The sequence below is a fragment of the Cryobacterium breve genome (assembly GCF_004402375.1).
Taxonomy (GTDB): domain Bacteria; phylum Actinomycetota; class Actinomycetes; order Actinomycetales; family Microbacteriaceae; genus Cryobacterium; species Cryobacterium breve.
Window position 1 is genome coordinate 56,642 of record NZ_SOGJ01000011.1, and the last position, 18,349, is coordinate 74,990.

An 18,349-nucleotide genomic window follows, 5' to 3' on the forward strand; every position below is an offset into this window, starting at 1 on the left:
GGCTACTTCCGGGCGACGATCTCGCCGTGCGGCACGCCGAACCAACCATCGGGGTCGCCGGCCCAGTGCAGCCAGGCAGCCCGCATCATCCGCAGGTCGGCGAGGTCGGCCGCACCCACCTCGATGGCGTGCGCGGCGAAGTCGGACTCGATCACCCGCTCGGCCCAGGACTGCCCCCACCACTCACGTTCGACATCCGAGGCGAAGCACCAGATCGACGCCGAGCAGTCCACCTGGCCGAACCCGGCCTGGCGCGCCCACGCCTTCAGGGATCGCCCGGCGTCGGGGTCGCCCTGGTTCCAGTTCTGCACGTCGCGGAAGGCGTTCTCCCAGAGCTGCAGGCCCGGCAGCTTCGGGTGGTACATCACTCCCCCGGAGTCGACGTCGCGGGCGGCGAGGATGCCGTCCGGCTTCAGCACCCGCCGGAATTCCCGCAGGGCGGCCACCGGGTTTGCAAGGTGCTGCAGAATCTGGTGCGCGTGCACGACATCGAAGCTCTCGTCGGCGAAGTCGAGAGCATAGGCGTCGCCGACCCGGAACGACACGTTCCGCACCGCCTCATCGAAGGCCAGCCCAGCCGCGCGCCGCACGATCGGCTCAGACGCGTCGATGCCCGTGACCTGCCCGAGGTAGAGCCGGCGGGCAAGGTCGACCGTGATCGTGCCCGGCCCGCACCCCACGTCGAGCAGGGTTTGACCGGGTTTCAGGTGCGGCACCAGATAGGCCGCCGAATTCGCCACCGTACGCCAGGTGTGCGAGCGCAGCACGCTCTCGTGGTGGCCGTGCGTGTACTGCTCCCGGGGCGCGGTCTCGGGACGTGCAGGCTCGTCGATCATGATCCGATCCTATGCGTGCGCGGGAATACTTTCAGGGGCGAAATGTGGCTGTGTACGACGATGTGACAGGGTGAAGAAATGAACCCTTTCGCCAGCACCAGCACGCTGCCCTTCTTGCTGCCCCACTTCGCGCTGATTGCCGATGAGCACTACCGGCCGGCGTTCCTGGACGGCATGAAGGAGCAGCTCGCCGAGATCTCGGCGATCTGTGCGACCACGGATGCCCCCACCTTCGACAACACGATGGTGCCCCTCGAGCGCAGCGGGCAGTTACTCACCCGGGTGGCTGACGTGTTCTTCAACCGGAGCTCGTCGGACTCAAGCGAGTTCACCGAGGCACTCGAGCAAGAGCTGGCCCCGCTCCTCGCGGCGCACGCGGACGCCATCAGCCTGGACCCTGTCCTGTTCAGCCGGATCGCGAGCCTGCACGAGCAGCGGGACGCGCTGGCTCTGGAACCAGAGGCGCGCTACCTGGTGGAGCGGTACTTCACCGAGTTCACCCTGGCCGGTTCCGGTCTCGGCGACGACGACAAAGCCCGGCTGCGCGACCACAACAAGCGGCTCTCCACCGCCACCACCCGGTTTGAGAAGAACCTGCTGGCCGATACCAATGACCTGGCGCTCGTGCTCGACGATGTGAGCGAGTTGGACGGCCTCACACCCGGCCAGGTCTCCGCCGCAGCAGAGGCTGCCACGGAGCGGGGTCTGGTCGGCCGGTACGTGATCACCCTGGTGCTGCCCACCTCGCACCCGTACCTGGCACAGCTGACCAACCGGGGTGTTCGGGAGCGACTACTGGCTGCCTCATGTTCCCGCGGCATCCGTGGCGGCGCGTTCGACAACCGTGACCTGGTGCTCGAGATCTCCCGGCTGAGGGCCAAGCGGTCCCGACTGCTCGGATTCGCCAATCACGCCGCCGGCGTGACCGCTGACCAGACGTCCAAGACCCCGGAGGCGGTTGCCGACATGCTCGGGCACCTCGCCCCCGCCGCGGCACGCAACGCGCGTGTCGAGCAGGCCGACCTGCAGGCGCAGATCGATGCGGACGGCGGAGACTTCGAGTTGGCCGCCTGGGACTGGGCCTTCTACACCGAGAAGGTGCGCCGCGCGCGTTACGCTGTGGACACGGCGGCGATGCGCCCCTACTTCGAATTCGAACGCGTACTGAGGGACGGTGTGTTCTACGCGGCCACCCGTCTCTACGGTGTCACCTTTACCGAGCGCCCCGACCTCGACTCCTGGCACCCGGGGGCGCGCGTGTTCGAGGTCTCGGAGGCTGACGGCTCCCCCGTGGGCCTGTACATCATCGATGTGTACACCCGCGATTCAAAGCGTGGCGGCGCGTGGATGAACTCGCTCAGCTCCCAGTCAACGCTGCTCGGCACGCCCACGATCGTCTGCAACAACCTGAACGTGCCCCAGCCGGCAACGGGCGAGCCCACCCTGCTCAGCTTCGACGAGGTCGTCACGCTCTTTCATGAGTTCGGGCACGCCCTCCACGGCCTGTTCGCCCGGGTCACCTACCCGAAATTCGCCGGAACCAACGTGTACCGCGACTTCGTCGAGTTTCCCAGCCAGGTCAACGAGATGTGGATGCTCTGGCCCGAGGTTCTCGCCAACTACGCCCGCCACCACGTGACCGGAGAGCACATGCCGCAAGACCTCGTCGATCGGATCCAGGCCTCCTCCACGTTCAACGAGGGGTTCTCCACCAGCGAGTACCTTGCCGCGGCGCTGCTCGACCAGGCGTGGCACCGAATCGATGCCGATGAGATGGTGACGGATGTCGCAGCGTTCGAGGCATCCGCTCTCACCGCTGTGGGCCTCGACAACCCTGCCGTGCCCCCGCGCTACGCCAGCACCTACTTCGCACACTCCTTCGCGGGCGGCTACGACGCCGGCTACTACTCCTACATCTGGAGCGAGGTGCTGGACGCCGACACCGGCGAGTGGTTCGAGGAGAACGGCGGTCTCACCCGAGCCAACGGCGAGCGGTTCCGGTCCCGGTTGCTCGGTGTGGGCGGAAGCACCGACCCGCTCGGCGCCTACCGCGACTTCCGCGGCCGCGACGCCTCCAGGCAGCCCCTCCTCGACCGCCGCGGCCTGAACTAGCGCCACAACCGGTGCCGGGCCCTGCGGCGGTCGGGTCTGGCGAAACCAGCGGCCGAGGGCCAGATAACGGGCGAACAGAGACCGAAGACCAGAGAACGGGCGAGTTGATCAGTGGTCCTCTCGGGTGACGTTTGTGCGTTCGATGGCGTCGGTCATCCGCGTGCGTGACTTCGTGACGCTGCGCCATTCTCTTACTCCGGTTTCGAGCCAGGGTGGTGCCATGATCTGCACCGCGCCGCGGACCATGCGAATGGCCCATCCCGACGCGGCGAGGTAGCGGTGGTGCCACCAGCAGAGACAGACCCCGTTGTCGGTGTGCGTCGGCCCGCCCTCGGAGTGCGGGATGACGTGATGGATCTCCGTCATGCCGGCCGGGATTTTGCAGCCCGGGATGATGCACCTGGTGTCACGGAGTTGGATGGCCCGGCGTTGTGCGGGGGTGAAGCAGCGCTCCGGGGAGCCGAGGGCGATGATGCGGCCTTCATTGTTGATCACGACTTTCTGCTGGCCGCCGGTGCTGATCAGATCTGTGACGGCGTTGATCGCGATCGGGGAGTCGACGCCGTCGATCCAGCCGACACCCCGGCCCTGCCCGAAGTCCGCATTCAGGTCTTCTTCCCGCACGCTGACGAGGATTGTGGCGGGGGCGCCGCCGATGGTCGGCGCCTCCCCTGCGCGGGAGGCCACGTCGAGGATCACGGCGAGCACGTCGTGCCGGCGCTGGTCGGGTGTGCGGTCATCCCGCTCCAGTAAAGCCTGTTCGCGCGCCTCCTCCGGAGTCAGGCCCTCCCGGTGGGCTTTTTCTTCGGTGTGGAAGGCGACCGGCGCGCTCTTCGGCGACAGGTACGCGTCGAACAGGCGGTGGAGCTTGCCCGCGATCTCGGGCATCAGCAGGCCCGAGACGGGAACGACGCCCTCCCGTTCCCGGCCGAGTCGGAACCCGCGCGCCGCGACCGCGTGGTCGTCGGGCCGGGACCCGTCGGGTGCGAGCACGGCCTTCCAGACGGAGCCCTGCCACCGGATCTCATCCGCCGAAGCCGGCACTGGGCTTGCCCCGTTCGTGCCCGTGGCGGACGCCACCAGTTCGCTCTCCGCGGCCTGCACCGAGTCGAGGTCGGTGCAGCGCAGCGTGGGCGTCAACGCTGTCAGGATGGCGTCGGCCGTGTCCACGCCGATCGCTCCCGACGCCAGGCCGGCCGCCGTGGCCGGGAAGGTGGGCGGCACGGGTTTCCCGCCCAGGGACAGGCCCGTGCGGAGCTGCTTGCCCAACTGCATCCGCCGCCCCGCCGTGGGCCCCGACACCAGCGTCACCCGCTCGAGCAGCTCCCCGGCATTGCGGCAGCCCTTCTTCGCCGACAACTGCCCGGTGCCGAGCTCGGGCCGCGACCGGTCGGCGACCTCCGCGGCCGCCGCGACCCGCAACGCGTCCACCCGGCGGCCGAGCACCTCCACCGCACCGGTCACCTGCAGCAGCCCGTCATCGTCGAAGCTCCGCACCCCCGCACACGCCAGCGTCGACCCGAGTACACCCGCGAGACTCTGCAGCTCGGCCACCACCCGCGCCGCCGCGGACGGGCCGGGAACGGCATCCGCTGCGGGGTGTTCCAGAAGGTTGGTCACAAACAAGAGTTTACCTCAAGTCGAACATATGCACCATGCAAATTTTATAGGTGTGAATAAACCTTCGAAGATAAAGACTACGCCCGGCGATACGGCCCCCACCCAAGCCAGAGCATTACCGCACCGCCGAGCAGCAGTCCCCAGAATGCGGAACCGATGCCAAGCACAGAGATGCCCCATGCCGTGACCAGGAACGTCGCGACCGCGACCAGGCGGTGCCGCTCCTCCTCGAGCGCTCCTGTGATGCTCGTGACGAGTGCACCGAGGAGCGCCAAGCCCGCCACGGCGGTGATCAGAATGGGCGGAGAGGCCGCCACGAGTGCGCCCGCGTAGCCGGCACCGAGGCCCAGCACAAAGTAGGCCGCCCCCGATGACGCTGTGGCGATCCACCGTTTCGACCGGTCGGGGTGTGCCTCGGGACTGGCCATCAGCGCGGCCGTGATCGCCGCCAGATTGATGCCGTGCGCGCCGAAGACCGATCCCGCCGCGGTCGCCAGGCCGGAGCCGACCAGGATGGCACGGGGCGACGGCTGGTAACCGAACGTGGACAGCACCACGAAGCCGGGCACGTTCTGCCCGGCCATCGTCACGATGAACAGCGGCAGGCCCAGGCTCACGATCACGAACGGGTCGAATGCCGGTACCACGAACACAAGGGCTGGCGCCGACGACGCCGCGGTCACCCAGTCCGTGCCCACACTGAGGGCGACACCGATGCCACGACCATGACCGCCGGCACCGCCCACGGCCGCGCCAGCTTGAACACCACCAGCCAGACCACTACGACCGGCACCGCCAGCAGAGGCTGCTGAACGGATGCCGTCACCGGAGCCAGGCAGATCGGAAACAGAGTGCCCGCCAGCATCGCACTCGCCATCGGCTCCGGGATGCTCGTGATGGCTCGCCCCAAGCACCGGCCACAGGCCGCTCAGCACGATCAGTGCCCCTCAGACCCGTGCCAGCAGTCCGGATGCCGCCTGGGAATCGGTCGCACCCACGGCCAGCAGCCCGGCGATGACGAGCACGAACGAGCTGGCGAATCCGGTGATCGCCGCCACGACGCCGGCGAAGACGGGCTGATACACGGCGGCCCTCCGGGCTCAGGGGTGCCAAAGCAGGGGCGGGTGCTGAAAGAACGGGTGCTGAAACAGCGTGGGGCGGGCCGCAGAGCCTAGGCGGACTTGTCCACCCGGCGAGGCTTGTGCAGCACGATTGTCGGCTCGGCGTTGTCGAGTACGGCGGCCCGGGTGACCACGACACGCGCCACCTCGGCGCTCGACGGCACCTCGAACATTATCGGCCCGAGAACCTCTTCCATGATGGCGCGCAGGCCGCGGGCGCCGGTCTTGCGCAGAACCGCGAGGTCGGCGATGGCCTCCAACGCCGGCTGCTCAAACTCGAGCTCCACGCCGTCGAGCTCGAACATGCGCTGGTACTGTCGCACGAGTGCGTTTTTCGGCACGGTCAGGATCTGCATCAGGGCCACCTGATCGAGCTGGGTGACGGTGGTGACCACTGGGAGGCGACCGATGAACTCAGGGATCAGGCCGAACTTGTGCAGGTCCTCGGGCAAAACCTCGCTGAACAGGTTGACGTCGTCGCCCTTGCTGTGCAGCGGAGCGCCGAATCCGATGCCCTTCTTGCCGGCCCGGGTGGAGATGATGTCGTCGAGTCCCGCGAACGCGCCAGCCACGATGAACAGCACGTTCGTGGTGTCGATCTGGATGAATTCCTGGTGCGGATGCTTGCGCCCGCCCTGCGGCGGAACCGAGGCCACGGTGCCTTCGAGAATTTTCAGCAGGGCCTGCTGCACGCCCTCGCCGGACACGTCACGGGTGATCGACGGGTTCTCGGCCTTGCGCGCGATCTTGTCGATCTCGTCGATGTAGATGATGCCGGTCTCGGCACGCTTGACGTCGTAGTCCGCGGCCTGGATCAGCTTGAGGAGGATGTTCTCCACGTCTTCACCGACGTAGCCGGCCTCGGTGAGGGCCGTCGCATCCGCCACGGCGAAGGGAACGTTGAGACGTTTCGCGAGAGTCTGCGCGAGGTAGGTCTTGCCGCAACCGGTCGGGCCGATCAGCAGGATGTTGGACTTGGCGATCTCCACATCATCGTGGATCGCGTCCGCGGCCGTCAGGGTGGCACGGGAGCGCACTCGCTTGTAGTGGTTGTAGACCGCAACGGCGAGCGCACGCTTGGCGGCTTCCTGACCGATGACGTATTCCTCGAGGAAGCCGAAGATCTCCTTCGGCTTGGGCAGTTCGAATTCGCCGGCGCCGTCTTCGGCGGTGGCCTCAGCCAGGCGCTCCTCGATGATCTCGTTGCACAACTCGACGCACTCGTCGCAGATGTACACGCCGGGGCCCGCAATGAGCTGCTGCACCTGCTTCTGGCTCTTTCCGCAGAAAGAGCACTTCAACAGGTCGGCGCTTTCGCCTATTCGGGCCATCCGTCAGCCTCCTCCATCGATTAGCTGCATTGAGCCTAGCTTGTGCCCGTGGACCACGGGTGCAGGCTGACCGCTTCTGTCGAATAACGTTCCGGCACCGTTTGGCGGAAGCCGCCGACATGGCAAACGCGACGGATGCCCAGGCTCAGCTGAGCCCGGGCATCCGTCGCGTTCACGTCTCGCTCGCTTATTTGACGAGCGTGGGCACGATCTTGCGGCTGGTCAGGATCTGGTCGATCAGGCCATACTCGAGCGCCTCGGGTGCACCGAGGATCTTGTCGCGGTCAATGTCCTTGTGAACCTGCTCCGCGGTGCGGTTGGAGTGGTGGGAGATGGTGAACTCCAGCCACTCACGCATCCGCTGGATTTCCGCGGCCTGGATCTCGATGTCGGAGGCCTGACCGCCACCCTGCCCGCCCGCCGAGGGCTGGTGGATGAGGATGCGGGCGTTCGGCAGGGCGAGGCGCTTCCCTGGCGTGCCTCCGGCCAACAGAACGGCCGCTGCGGATGCCGCCTGGCCGAGGCAGACCGTCTGGATGTGCGGTCGGATGTACTGCATGGTGTCGTAGATCGCTGTCATCGCGGTGAAGGAACCACCGGGTGAGTTGATGTACATCACGATGTCGCGGTCGGGGTCCTGGCTTTCGAGCACGAGGAGCTGGGCCATGACGTCATCCGCAGACGCGTCGTCGACCTGCACGCCGAGGAAGATGATGCGGTCCTCGAAGAGCTTCGCGTAGGGGTCCTGGCGCTTGTAGCCGTAGGCCGTGCGCTCTTCGAACGTGGGGAGGATGTAACGGGCCTCAGGTGACTGCGGAGCGCGACCCCCGGCCTGGTGACCAAAATTGGTGAATTCCATGTCGTCTGCCCGTCCTACTTCTTGTTCACTGAGTCGTCGGTGCCGCCGCCGCCGATGACTTCCGACGCGGAGCCGCGCAGGTGGTCGACGAAACCATAGGCCACAGCCTCGTCAGCGGTGAACCAGTTGTCGCGGTCGTTGTCGATGAGGACCTGCTCGACCGATTTGCCGGTCTGCTCTGCCGTGAGTTCGGCCATCCGCTTCTTCATGTCCAGGATGACCTTGGCCTGGGTCTGGATGTCGGCGGCCGTGCCACCGAACCCGCCGGACGGCTGGTGCAACAGCACGCGAGCGTTGGGCGTGATGTAGCGCTTGCCCTTGGTGCCGGAGGACAACAGGAACTGCCCCATCGACGCTGCGAGCCCGATGCCGACGGTGACGATGTCGTTTGGAACGAACCTCATCGTGTCGTAAATGGCCATGCCCGCCGTGATCGATCCACCGGGCGAGTTGATGTACAGGAAGATGTCCCGCTCCGAGTCCTCTGCAGCCAGCAGCAGGATCTTGGCACAAATCTCGTTGGCGTTCTCATCCCGAACCTCTGAGCCCAGCCAGATGATGCGGTCTTTCAGCAGTCGGTCAAAAACGCCGGGTGTGGGTGTCATTTCGGCCATGTCGCGCTCCGTTTCACTTGTCGCTTCAGAATGAATCTATAGGAGCCAACGCTCCGGAACGGCTGTGTTCGCCCTCGGCAGATAACGCGCTGCCTCGTGCCCCCCTGCCGCGCCCCGTCTCACGGCTCCGTGCCCGCCTGCTGCGCCACGCGCATCCGTCACTCCGACCCAATTCGACGGAGATTGTGACCGTCACACCACAAGAACCGGAAAAAGTCGGCCCAGAACCCGAAGATCTCCGTCGAATTCGTTCGGGGCAGGAGAACCCGGGGCGGCACAGGACGCAGGGCGGCAATGCGAAACGGGCCGGATGTCTGTGACATCCGGCCCGTGCTCCCGCGTGAGCGGTGCTGGTGCTACTCCTTGGCTGCGTCAGCCTTCTTCTTGGCCGCGGCGGCCTTGGCCTTGGCGGCCTTAGCTGCCTTGGCCTTGGCTGCCTTGGCCTCGGCGGCCTCCACGTCAGCGTCAGCGTCAGTGGCGTCTTCTTCGCTCTCGTCGCCGTTTACGTCCTCGTCGGAGGCCTCATCGGCGGTCGCGACGAACTCGGACAGGTCGACGGCGTTGCCGTTGGAGTCAACGACTTCCGCCTTGCCCAGGGCGATGGCGAGGGCCTTGTTGCGGGCTACCTCGGCCACCATCGACGGAATCTGACCGTTGCCGCTGAGGGCCTGAACGAACTCGCTCGGGTCCATGCCGTACTGCGCTGCGCCCTGGATCAGGTACTGGGTGAGCTCGTCCTGGCTGACCTGGACCTTTTCGGCCTCGGCGATCGTGTCGAGCAGGATCTGCTGACGGAAGGTCTTCTCGCTGGACTCGGTGACCTCCGTGCGGTGCTCGGCGTCTTCGAGGCGGTTCTCGCCCTCGAGGTGTCGGCGAACCTCGTCCTCGATGATCGCGGCCGGGATCGGAACCTCGACCGACGTGAGCAACTGCTCGACGAGCAGCTCACGGGCCTGCGTTCCCTGGCCGAAGACCTTGGAGCGCTCGACCTGGCCCTTGAGGCTCTCGGTCAGCTCGGCGATGGTGTCGAACTCACTGGCGATCTGTGCGAAGTCGTCATCGGCGGTGGGGAGCTCGCGCTCCTTCACGGCGCCGACGGTAACGGTGATCTCGGCGGTCTCGCCTTCGTGGTCTCCGCCCATGAGGTTGGAGTTGAAGGTGGTGGTCTCGCCGGCGCTGAGGGAGTCGAGCGCCTCGTCGATGCCGTCGATGAGATCGCCGGAGCCGAGCTCGTAGGAGATGCCGGTGGCGTTGTCGACCTCGACACCGCTGATGGCGGCAATCAGGTCGATCTGGACGAAGTCGCCCTTCGTGGCAGGGCGGTCGACGGTGACGAGCGTGCCGAAGCGGCTGCGCAGGTTGTCGAGCTCCTCGGTGACCTCGTCGTCGGACACCTCGACGGCGTCGACGGTGAGCTTCAGGCCGGAGTAGACCGGCAGGTCGATCTCGGGGCGCACGTCGACCTCGATGGCCAGCTCAAGGTCTCCGGAGAAGTCCTTGTCGCTGGGCCAGGCGACGATGTCGGCCTCGGGACGGCCCAGCGGGCGCAGCTTGTGCTCTGTCACGGCCGCACGGTAGAAACCGTCGAGGCTCTCGTTGACCGCATGCTCGAGCACGGCGGACTTGCCCACGCGCTGGTCGATGATGGCCGGCGGGACCTTGCCCTTGCGGAAGCCGGGAATGTTGATGTCCTCGGCGATGTGGCCGTAGGCGTGGGTGATACTGGGCTTCAACTCCTCGGGGGCCACCGAGATGGTGACCTTCGCGCGAGTGGGGCTCAGCTTTTCTACCGTGGACTTCACGTGGCAATCTCCTGTGTTCGACCGATGTATGTGGGGGTGATGGTCGGGGCGACAGGATTCGAACCTGCGACCTCTCGGCCCCAAACCGAGCGCTCTACCAAGCTGAGCTACGCCCCGGACAATATCTCGACCCGGTGGTGGGCATCCGCCTGGCGCGCAAGAATCACGCTTTGGACGGAACGACCGCGTTAAGCCTACTGCACAGGCCGGATGCCGCGGGCCGGATGGTGCAGCACGTGTCGCCCGACGTGTACTACGATATGTGAGTGCGCAGGCGACTGTGCCTGGGGATGTAGCTCAATGGTAGAGCCTCAGTTTTCCAAACTGATGGCGCGGGTTCGATTCCCGTCATCCCCTCCAGATCATCGTCTCAGTCGAGGCCCAGCCCGTTCAGGGTCGTCCGCAGCGTCGCCGCCGAGTGTTCGAACAGCTCCTGCTCCTTGTCGTTGAAGGGCACCTCGATCACGCGGGAGACCCCATCGGCGTTGATCACGCTCGGCACGGACAGCGCCACGTCGCTGACCCCGCGGTAGTCGGTGAGAACCGAGCTGACCGGGAGCACCGCACCCTCGTCGCGCAACACGGCCTCTACGATGCGGGCACCGGAGAGCCCGATCGCGTAGTTCGTGGCACCCTTGCCCGCGATGACCTTGTACGCCGCGGTCTTCACGCTCTCGGTGATCTCTTCGAACTCCGCCTCCGAGAACGGCACCAGATCCTTGGGCGAGATATCGTCCTGCACCCACTGCGCCAGAGAGACCGGGCCGATCCGGGCCTGGGACCAAAGCGGGAATTCCGAGTCCCCGTGCTCGCCGACGATCACGGCGTGCACATTGGCGATCGCGACACCCACCCGGTGTGCAAGCATCCAGCGCAGCCGGGACGAGTCGAGCACCGTGCCGGAGCCGAAGACGCGTGCGGCCGGCAGCCCGCTGAACTGGCGTGCGGCATAGGCCAGCGCGTCGCAGGGGTTGGTGACGAGCATGTAGACGGCGTCAGGGGCCCGCTCGACCAGCTTGGGCATGAGGTCCCGCAGAATGCCCACGTTGACGCCGGCCATCTCGAGGCGGGACTGACCTGGGTGCTGGCGTGCCCCGGCTGTGATCACGACCATGTTCGCGCCCACGATGGCGTCGAGGTCGCTGCCACCGGCCACGCTGGACGCCCCCGTGAACTGGGTGCCGTGCGCCAGGTCGAGAACCTCCGCCTCTACCTTGGGGCCATTGATGTCGTAGAGCACCACTTCGCGGGCGGATTGCCGAATCAGCGACGCGTAGGCCAGAGACGACCCGACGGCCCCGGCGCCAATGATGGCCAGCTTGGAATTCTCGATCTCACTCATGACCCGATTCTCCTCCTGACCGGGCCGAGTGGGGCATCCGGCTGCTCAGGAGCCGGTCAATGTCGCAGGTAGGTGAGCACGGCCAGCACCCTGCGGTGGTCGGAACCCGAGTCGTCGAGTCCCAGCTTCTGAAAAATGGCGGTGACGTTCTTCTCGACCGCGCCGACGCCGATCACGAGCATGGCGGAGATGCTGGCGTTGGTACGCCCCTCCGCCATCAGCCCGAGCACGTCCCGCTCGCGCGGCGTGAGGGCCGCGAGGGGGTCGGTGCGGCGGGCCAGCAACTCACGCACGACCTGCGGGTCGAGCACAGTGCCACCGGCACTGATCCGGGTGACGGCATCACGCAGCTCGTCGAGCGACGCCACCCGGTCTTTCAGCAGGTAGCCCAGTCCCCCGTTGCCGGCGGCGAGCAGCTCATGCGCGTAGGTGCCCTCCACATACTGGCTGAGCAGCAGGATGCCCACCGACGGCAGCCTGCGGCGCAGTTCCAGCGCCGCCCGCACACCCTCGTCCCGGAAGGTCGGCGGCATCCGCACGTCGAGCACGGCGACATCGGGTCGCAGTCCGTCGATCTCGGCGAGGAGGGAATCCGCATCGCCGTAGGACGCCACGGTCTCGAACCCCGCCTCGTCGAACAGGCGGATCAGCCCTTCGCGGAGCAGGACCGAGTCCTCGGCCAGCACGAGACGCAGCGGAGGGACGCGCGAAGGTGCGGACGGGGCTGAGGCAAGGTCGGTCATCCGTTCAGGATACGGCGACGGCGCGCGTCGGCCGGGCCGCAGGCAACGGAATGTGGGCCCCGATCGCGGTCGGTCCGCCTGTGGGGCTCCGCACCGAGAGTACGCCGCGCAGGCCGCGCATCCGCTCGTCGAGCCCCTGCAGGCCGTGAGCGTCGATCAGCCGCGCGCCGCCGATGCCGTCATCGATCACCCAGAGGTCGAGCCACGTGGTGCCCGCGGTGCGGTCGGAGGTGCTTTCGTCACTGCCGCCTCCCTCCGGCACGATACGCAGCGCCAGGTGCAGACGGATGCTCGTGGCCCGGGAGTGTTTGGCGGCGTTCGTGAGCAGCTCCGCTGCCACGAAATACGCGCTGCGCTCGATCTCGCTCGGCAGCCGCAATGCCCGCTCGACCTGCAGCTCGAGCTGCACCGGAATGGTGCTGCGCGCGGCGAGGGACTCGAGGCCGGCGAGGAGGCCGCGGTCCTGCAGGATGGGCGGCACCAGCCCGCGGGACAGTGCCCGCAGCTCCTCGAGGGTGTCGTGCGCCTGCTCCCTGGCCTCCACGATCAGGGCACGCGCAGCATCCGGGTCTGTCCCGAGCTTGCGCTCGGCGCTGGCGAGGTCCATCTGCAGGCGCACCAGGCGCTGCTGCGGGCCGTCGTGGATGTCCCGCTCCAGGCGCCGCAGGGACTGATCCTCCGCCGCGACGGCTGCCCCGCGCGACGCGCTGAGGTCGGCCACCTCGCGCTGCAGCGCCTCGGACCGCCAGGCGCCCAGCATTCCGCGGGCGGCGAACTGGTGCAGCTGGGTGAATGCGTGTGTGATGAACGGCAAGGTGAGTAGGAAGATCAGGCCGAGTCCGAGTTGGAAGAGACTCTCGCCCAGGAGCGGGTCGATCTGCAGGGTGTTGCCCGGCAGCATCCAGTCCAGGATCACCTCGTGCAGCCAGACCCCGTTCGTGTCGGTCAGGAATCGTCCCCAGAACCAGTAGCTGATGCCGCCCAGACCCACCGACAGCCAGCTGACCGTAACGGTCCAGCTGACCAGGCCGAGCACGAAGTTCACCACCATGCCGTGCAACAGGTAGAGCCAATAGTGCCCGTTGACGAGCGGGCCGAGCAGCGCACGGATGGTGGTGGCAGGCTCCCCCGGCACGTCCCACCGCGGCGGGGTGACGGCGGGCTGGCCGGCCCAACGCAGGCGCACGAGTTCGACCGCGCCAAAGCCGCGGGCTAGGTAGAGCGACGCCACGACCACGACGATCCCGACGACGACGGCGAGGAGCCCCACACCGGTGAAGAAGACCGAGCTCAACACGGTGAGCGCGATCACGACCACGGGGAGTGTCAGCAGCAGGAAGAGCACTTCCCGGGGTGTTCGGCGCCAGAGCGCGCCGTAGCCGGGACGGCGGCGGGTGGTCGTGGGGGTCGTGCTTGGCGTGCCCGTCAGTGCGGTGATGTCGGCTCCGGTCGTCGCAGTCATGGTGTCCTCCAGTAAGTCTGTCGGAACTCAGCCTGAACGAAGGGTCACGCCGGCAACATCCCGTTGCCAACCGCATTGCATCGGGGGTAAACCCCCCAGATCAGAGGGTGGTGTGGGTGAAGCGGCCGGCGAGCAGGGTGGCGGCCACGGGCATCCGTCGCAGATCGGGCACGGAGGCGACGAACGGGTCGATCTCGCAGACCGCGAGGTCGGCGACGTCCCCGACCAGAACCCGGTGCCGGCCGCGGGCGGATGCGGCGAGCGCTGCCTGCCGCGACACGGCCTGCTCGGCGTGCCACGGTTCCCGGCTGTCGCGCGTGCGCCCGACGGCGGCCGCGATGCCCACCCACGGGTCCAGCGGAGCGACGGGGGCGTCGGACCCGAGGGCGAGCGTGACCCCCGCGTCCAGCAGGCTCTTCAGCACGAAAGCCCGGTCGGTGCGTCCAGCCCAGTAACGGTCGGCGACGTCCCGGTCGTCGAGGGCGTGCTCGGGCTGCACGCTCGCCACCACACCGAGCCGGGCGAAGCGGGCGACGTCCTCCGGCGCGAGCAGCTGCGCATGTTCGATACTGCCCGTGCAGCCGAGCCGTTCGAAGGCGTCGAGGGCGAGCGCATTCGCGTGGTCACCGATGGCGTGCACTGCGGGGCGGATGCCGGCGCCCACGGCCCGGCCGACATGGGCGAGCAGCTCCTCCGGCGGCACCGTGAGCAGCCCCCGGGATCCGGGCCGGCCCTCCAGGCCCGGATACTCGTCGACGCAATACGCGGTGCGTGTGTTGAGTGACCCGTCGGTGATCACCTTGTAGGGTCCCACAGTGAGAAGCCCGCCGGTGCCGTCTATTCCGGCCCCGCTCCGCAGCCCGAGGGCGATGGCACGCTCCAGGTGCTGGGTGTAGATGCCGAACTCCACCCGCAGCGAGTCTGTGCCGCCCCGCATTCGCCGCAGCCAGGTGCCGAGGTTCCAGTCCATCTCCATCTCCACAATGCCGACCACCCCGCGGGATGCCGCGGCCTGGGCGGCAGCGTCGGCCCATTCGTCCATCACCTCGTCCGGCACCTCGGCGAGCGCCCGCACCACGGCGAAGCAGTCCTCTTCGCGCAGCAGTCCGGTGGGGTGCTCTGGGTGACCGTGCCGGGCGAGCGCGGCCGAGTTGAGCCAGCAGGCGTGCAGGTCACCGCTGATCAGCACGGCCGGGACGGTGCCGGCGGCGGCGTCCAGGAGGGCACGGCTCGGGGCATCCGGCCACAGACCGTCGCGAAACCCGAATCCGACCAGGGTCTCCCCCTGGCCCACGCTCGGCGCCCGCCCGGCGACGAGAGCCGCCACGGCTGCGGCGCTGCCCGCACCGAACAGATCCAGCCGCTGTGCGGTCTGCGCCCACTGGCTGAAGTGCACGTGGTTGTCCCACAGGCCGGGGATCAGCCAACGACCGTCCAGATCGACCGAACGGATGCCCGCAGTCGCCTCGCCGAGGTACCCGAGTCGGTGCACCCGGCCGTCGACGATCAGTGTGTCGACGCTCTCGTCGCTGCCCGGCAGCCGCGCGTTCCGCAACACGAGCGCCGCCGCCGCGGTTGCCGGAGTGCGCGCTGGTCTCGTGGCCGGCGCAGGCGTGGCCGTGCTCACCGGTCGCCTCCGTGCACCCGGCGCATTTCGGCCGCAAGTGCCGGGCTGGCATAGGGCCCGTCGCCGTCGAGTTCGCCCAGGATGCGCGCCACGGTTTCGGCCGGCTTGTTCTGGCTGAGCTTGCTCTTGGCGGTGAAGCGGCTCACCGTGAGCCGGAAGCCGACCGTGCCGGCCACGATGCGGGCGGCGTAGGCGGCGTTCGCCTCGGTGCCGAACAGGCGGCGCGGCTCGGGCATCCGTTCCTCGAAGTGGTCGACCAGGCGATCCAGCACCCGGAGGTTTTCCGCGTCGCTGAGCAGCTCGGGCGTGCCGTGCAGATGCGCTGTGACGAAGTTCCAGGTGGGAACGGCGGGCGCGGCGTCATACCAGCCGGGCGAGATGTAACCGTGGGGGCCCTGGATGATCACCAGCAGTTCGTGCCGGCCGAGCTCGTGCAGGACCTCGTCGGGTCGTCCGACGTGGCTGACCAGCACCACACCGTCTGCCTCGTCGGCCTCCTCGTCGAGGATCACGGGGTAGTGCGAGGCCACCAGGCCCGACTCGGTGTGACTGATCAGCGTGGCCCACGGGTTGTCCCGAATGAGACGGCGGATCTCGGCCGGATCGTCGAGGGCGAAACTGGGGGTGTGTCTCATCGGGTTCCCGTTCTCTGCTGTGGGGCTCAGGTCAAGTCGGATCGGATCGGGTCACATCGGCTCAGGACTGGCATTTCGGGCACCAATACAGCTTGCGGGCGGCCATCTCCTCGAGGGCGATGTGGGTGCCGCAGACCCGGCAGGGCAGACCCTCCCGCTTGTAGACCCAGTGCCGGTCGGCCCGTCTGCGCAGGGCGCGCCCGTAGGCCGCGTCGCTGAGGCCGTCCCTGGTCATCATCTGCCCGGTCGCAACGCCGATTTTCAGCAGGTGCGCCCAGTCCTTCCAGAGCGCCCGGGCCTGTTCGTCGCTGAGCGACCTGCCGGGCGCGTGGGGATTCAGCCCCGCGCGAAACAAAAGCTCGGCCCGGTACACGTTGCCGATGCCGCTGACCACCAACTGGTCCATCAGCAAACGTGCGATCGGGGTGGGTTTCTTCCGCACTACCGTGACGAAGCGGTCCTCGGCGGCGCGGCTGTCGTCGAGCAGCGGGTCGGGGCCGAGGCGGTCCATGGCCACCTGCACCTCCTGGGGGTCGAGCACCACGCAGGCCGTGGGACCGCGCAGGTCCGCCACGACGTCGCCGGCGAGCAGGCGCACCCGCACCTGGCCGACGGGTTCGGGCGGGAACCCGACGGCGCCGACGCTGACCTGCTCGTCTTCCGCCATCCTCAGCCGGGTCAGGCGGGGCGCGCCGATGCTCTGCAGAGAGTCTTCCCCTGCCAGGTCGAGCGTGACGGCGGCGGCGGCCGGCCCGACGTTCCGTCGCCGGCGACCTCTGATGGCGGCGTCCGTGCCGCTGGCATGGATATCCCCGGCGAAGTCCCAGGCCCCGTAGAGCCCCAGGTGCACGCGCAACCAGAGGCCGTTGTCGAACTCCAGGAACATCTGCTTGCCGACGGCACGGGCATCCGTCATGGTGTGGCCGTCGAGCATCTTCGCGCCGTCCACGAATCGACCCTGCGGCGATGACAGCCGAATGCGTTTGCCCACGAAGTTGCGGGCGAACTGGCGCGCAATGCGGTGAACGGAATGACCCTCAGGCACAGTCAGTCGGCGAGACGCGTGCCGTTGATGGTGCGGTGCGTCTCGTACTCCGCCAACTGCAGGATGCGGCGGCAGTGGCGCTCATCGCCGGGGAACGGCTCGGCGATGAAGGCGTCGATGAACTCGATGGCGTCTTCGATGGTGTGCTGCCGGGCACCGATCGAGATGACGTTCGCGTCGTTGTGCTCGCGCGCGAGCTTGGCGGTGCTGAGACTCCAGACCAGCGCGGCGCGCACGCCCTTCACCTTGTTCGCCGCCATCTGCTCGCCATTGCCCGAGCCGCCGAACACGACGCCGAGCGCGTCGACGCCGAGGGCCAGGTCGGCCACGACGGCCTCGGCCGCCCGGATGCAGAAAGCGGGGTAATCGTCGAGGGCGTCGTAGACCTCCGGTCCGTGGTCCACGACCTCGTGGCCGGCCTGGGTGAGGTGCGTGGCCAGCTGGTGACTGAAATCGAGTCCGGCATGGTCAGTGGCGATGTGAATGCGCATGCACCGATTCTATTTACTCGGCCGCGCCTCTGGTTCGCTCGTGTTCCGGGGCGGGGGTACTCCGATTCCGCGGGTTTCCCGGTGTCCCCCGAAGTGACTACGTGACGCACGTTGTGGTGCCCGTCTAGGCTCGGCCGGATACGAGACCGAATCTTCATGCGCAACCGACGAATCCATACGAAACGGAAGTGACTCTTGAGACTCACCGAACCCATCACCGCGTTGGCAACCGTCCTCCTCGCCGCCACGTTCGCCGTCACCGGAACGGGAGCCGCACAGGCAGTCCCCGCTCCACCGGCCGAGGCCTCCATCGCCCGACATGTCGTCGGCGGGCCCGTGAAAACGATGGATGTCGGGACCACAGCCGGCGGACGCATGTACATGGAGTTCAGCCACACTGAGCAGCTCGGCATCCAGCGCGGCGGCATCGGGGCCGCCGTCACACTCGTTTGTGGTGCAGGAATGGCCCTGTGCCTGACTTCCTCATTCGTCGCACCCCTGGTCACGACGACCGTCGTCACGGGTGGGCTCTGCCCCGGCGACGAAAGAATGCGCTTCTACTATGTCTACGGCGGCGGGCCGACCGGATCGGGCGTCGCCATCACCACGCAGACGTGCGTGGACTGATTCCGGGGGCTAAAAGCCCCGGTACAGCCAGCCGTTCAAGGCGATAGGGGGCGGTCGTCCCAGCGCGTCGACCGCCCGCCGC

General features: G+C 67.7%; 18 protein-coding genes and 2 tRNA genes. 3 read left to right on the forward strand and 17 right to left on the reverse strand.

The features are described from left to right. Positions 1-2: 2 nt before the first annotated feature. Positions 3-836: a class I SAM-dependent methyltransferase gene (locus E3O65_RS03420; protein ID WP_134362352.1), complete on the reverse strand. Its 834-nt coding sequence runs from the start codon at positions 834-836 to the stop codon at positions 3-5. 78 nt (positions 837-914) lie between these two features. On the opposite strand from E3O65_RS03420, the gene E3O65_RS03425 reads away from it, so the two are divergent. Further along, positions 915-2,948, forward strand: coding sequence for a M3 family metallopeptidase (locus tag E3O65_RS03425; protein ID WP_134362353.1), 2,034 nt, complete (start codon positions 915-917; stop codon positions 2,946-2,948). A gap of 108 nt (positions 2,949-3,056) precedes the next feature. Here E3O65_RS03425 and E3O65_RS03430 read toward each other — a convergent pair whose 3' ends face one another. From E3O65_RS03430 to E3O65_RS03460, 9 genes are all read right to left on the reverse strand, one after another. Continuing rightward, the gene (locus E3O65_RS03430; RefSeq protein WP_166785640.1) at positions 3,057-4,568 is read right to left on the reverse strand and encodes an HNH endonuclease signature motif containing protein; all 1,512 of its coding nucleotides are present in this window, start codon (positions 4,566-4,568) and stop codon (positions 3,057-3,059) included. A gap of 77 nt (positions 4,569-4,645) precedes the next feature. Continuing rightward, complete coding sequence (locus E3O65_RS03435) at positions 4,646-5,314, reverse strand: benzoate/H(+) symporter BenE family transporter (RefSeq protein WP_277870401.1); 669 nt, start codon at positions 5,312-5,314, stop codon at positions 4,646-4,648. Then, positions 5,248-5,445 carry a benzoate/H(+) symporter BenE family transporter gene (locus E3O65_RS17380; protein ID WP_338419168.1) on the reverse strand — a complete coding sequence of 66 codons (198 nt, stop codon included), beginning with the start codon at positions 5,443-5,445 and terminating at the stop codon, positions 5,248-5,250. The genes E3O65_RS03435 and E3O65_RS17380 overlap by 67 nt, the downstream gene beginning before the upstream one ends. A gap of 70 nt (positions 5,446-5,515) precedes the next feature. After that, positions 5,516-5,653, reverse strand: a complete 138-nt coding sequence (locus tag E3O65_RS17095) for a hypothetical protein (RefSeq protein WP_241985644.1) — start codon at positions 5,651-5,653, stop codon at positions 5,516-5,518. Between the two features lie 86 nt (positions 5,654-5,739). Beyond that, complete coding sequence (clpX, locus tag E3O65_RS03440; RefSeq protein WP_134362355.1) at positions 5,740-7,020, reverse strand: ATP-dependent Clp protease ATP-binding subunit ClpX; 1,281 nt, start codon at positions 7,018-7,020, stop codon at positions 5,740-5,742. Between the two features lie 187 nt (positions 7,021-7,207). Beyond that, positions 7,208-7,879 carry an ATP-dependent Clp protease proteolytic subunit gene (locus E3O65_RS03445; RefSeq protein ID WP_134362356.1) on the reverse strand — a complete coding sequence of 224 codons (672 nt, stop codon included), beginning with the start codon at positions 7,877-7,879 and terminating at the stop codon, positions 7,208-7,210. Positions 7,880-7,893: 14 nt separating this feature from the next. Next, complete coding sequence (locus tag E3O65_RS03450; RefSeq protein ID WP_134362357.1) at positions 7,894-8,493, reverse strand: ATP-dependent Clp protease proteolytic subunit; 600 nt, start codon at positions 8,491-8,493, stop codon at positions 7,894-7,896. Between the two features lie 356 nt (positions 8,494-8,849). Next, the gene (gene tig / locus E3O65_RS03455; RefSeq protein WP_166785641.1) at positions 8,850-10,295 is read right to left on the reverse strand and encodes a trigger factor; all 1,446 of its coding nucleotides are present in this window, start codon (positions 10,293-10,295) and stop codon (positions 8,850-8,852) included. A 40-nt stretch (positions 10,296-10,335) separates the two neighbouring features. Further along, positions 10,336-10,412, reverse strand: a tRNA-Pro gene (locus E3O65_RS03460). A gap of 169 nt (positions 10,413-10,581) precedes the next feature. On the opposite strand from E3O65_RS03460, the gene E3O65_RS03465 reads away from it, so the two are divergent. Further along, positions 10,582-10,655, forward strand: a tRNA-Gly gene (locus E3O65_RS03465). A gap of 10 nt (positions 10,656-10,665) precedes the next feature. Here the strand turns inward: E3O65_RS03465 and E3O65_RS03470 are convergent. The 7 genes from E3O65_RS03470 to E3O65_RS03500 all read right to left on the reverse strand — a co-directional run bounded on the left by E3O65_RS03470 (position 10,666) and on the right by E3O65_RS03500 (position 17,640). Then, positions 10,666-11,637 carry an L-lactate dehydrogenase gene (locus tag E3O65_RS03470; protein WP_134362358.1) on the reverse strand — a complete coding sequence of 324 codons (972 nt, stop codon included), beginning with the start codon at positions 11,635-11,637 and terminating at the stop codon, positions 10,666-10,668. Between the two features lie 56 nt (positions 11,638-11,693). Then, entirely contained in the window at positions 11,694-12,380 is a 687-nt protein-coding gene (locus tag E3O65_RS03475; protein WP_134362359.1) for a response regulator transcription factor, read from the reverse strand. A gap of 4 nt (positions 12,381-12,384) precedes the next feature. Continuing rightward, positions 12,385-13,842: a sensor histidine kinase gene (locus E3O65_RS03480; protein WP_134362360.1), complete on the reverse strand. Its 1,458-nt coding sequence runs from the start codon at positions 13,840-13,842 to the stop codon at positions 12,385-12,387. A gap of 100 nt (positions 13,843-13,942) precedes the next feature. Continuing rightward, entirely contained in the window at positions 13,943-15,469 is a 1,527-nt protein-coding gene (locus E3O65_RS03485; RefSeq protein WP_134362361.1) for an amidohydrolase, read from the reverse strand. Then, the gene (locus E3O65_RS03490; RefSeq protein ID WP_134362362.1) at positions 15,466-16,104 is read right to left on the reverse strand and encodes an FMN-binding negative transcriptional regulator; all 639 of its coding nucleotides are present in this window, start codon (positions 16,102-16,104) and stop codon (positions 15,466-15,468) included. The genes E3O65_RS03485 and E3O65_RS03490 overlap by 4 nt, the downstream gene beginning before the upstream one ends. Before the next feature lie 61 nt (positions 16,105-16,165). Next, complete coding sequence (locus E3O65_RS03495) at positions 16,166-17,149, reverse strand: Fpg/Nei family DNA glycosylase (protein WP_134362363.1); 984 nt, start codon at positions 17,147-17,149, stop codon at positions 16,166-16,168. A 2-nt stretch (positions 17,150-17,151) separates the two neighbouring features. Beyond that, positions 17,152-17,640, reverse strand: a complete 489-nt coding sequence (locus tag E3O65_RS03500) for a ribose-5-phosphate isomerase (protein WP_134362364.1) — start codon at positions 17,638-17,640, stop codon at positions 17,152-17,154. Between the two features lie 195 nt (positions 17,641-17,835). Between E3O65_RS03500 and E3O65_RS03505 the strand changes: the two genes are divergently transcribed. Beyond that, positions 17,836-18,267: a hypothetical protein gene (locus tag E3O65_RS03505; protein WP_134362365.1), complete on the forward strand. Its 432-nt coding sequence runs from the start codon at positions 17,836-17,838 to the stop codon at positions 18,265-18,267. Positions 18,268-18,349: the final 82 nt, after the last annotated feature.

Excerpts from the sequence above, each read along its gene's own strand:
- E3O65_RS03445 (WP_134362356.1), bottom strand. The coding sequence starts at position 7,879 with ATGGAATTCACCAATTTTGGTCACCAGGCCGGGGGTCGCGCTCCGCAG.
- E3O65_RS03480 (WP_134362360.1), bottom strand. The coding sequence starts at position 13,842 with ATGACTGCGACGACCGGAGCCGACATCACCGCACTGACGGGCACGCCA.
- E3O65_RS03470 (WP_134362358.1), bottom strand. The coding sequence starts at position 11,637 with ATGAGTGAGATCGAGAATTCCAAGCTGGCCATCATTGGCGCCGGGGCC.
- E3O65_RS03475 (WP_134362359.1), bottom strand. The coding sequence starts at position 12,380 with ATGACCGACCTTGCCTCAGCCCCGTCCGCACCTTCGCGCGTCCCTCCG.
- clpX (WP_134362355.1), bottom strand. The coding sequence starts at position 7,020 with ATGGCCCGAATAGGCGAAAGCGCCGACCTGTTGAAGTGCTCTTTCTGC.
- E3O65_RS17380 (WP_338419168.1), bottom strand. The coding sequence starts at position 5,445 with ATGGCGAGTGCGATGCTGGCGGGCACTCTGTTTCCGATCTGCCTGGCT.
- E3O65_RS03500 (WP_134362364.1), bottom strand. The coding sequence starts at position 17,640 with ATGCGCATTCACATCGCCACTGACCATGCCGGACTCGATTTCAGTCAC.
- E3O65_RS03450 (WP_134362357.1), bottom strand. The coding sequence starts at position 8,493 with ATGGCCGAAATGACACCCACACCCGGCGTTTTTGACCGACTGCTGAAA.
- E3O65_RS03420 (WP_134362352.1), bottom strand. The coding sequence starts at position 836 with ATGATCGACGAGCCTGCACGTCCCGAGACCGCGCCCCGGGAGCAGTAC.
- E3O65_RS03490 (WP_134362362.1), bottom strand. The coding sequence starts at position 16,104 with ATGAGACACACCCCCAGTTTCGCCCTCGACGATCCGGCCGAGATCCGC.
- E3O65_RS03425 (WP_134362353.1), top strand. The coding sequence starts at position 915 with ATGAACCCTTTCGCCAGCACCAGCACGCTGCCCTTCTTGCTGCCCCAC.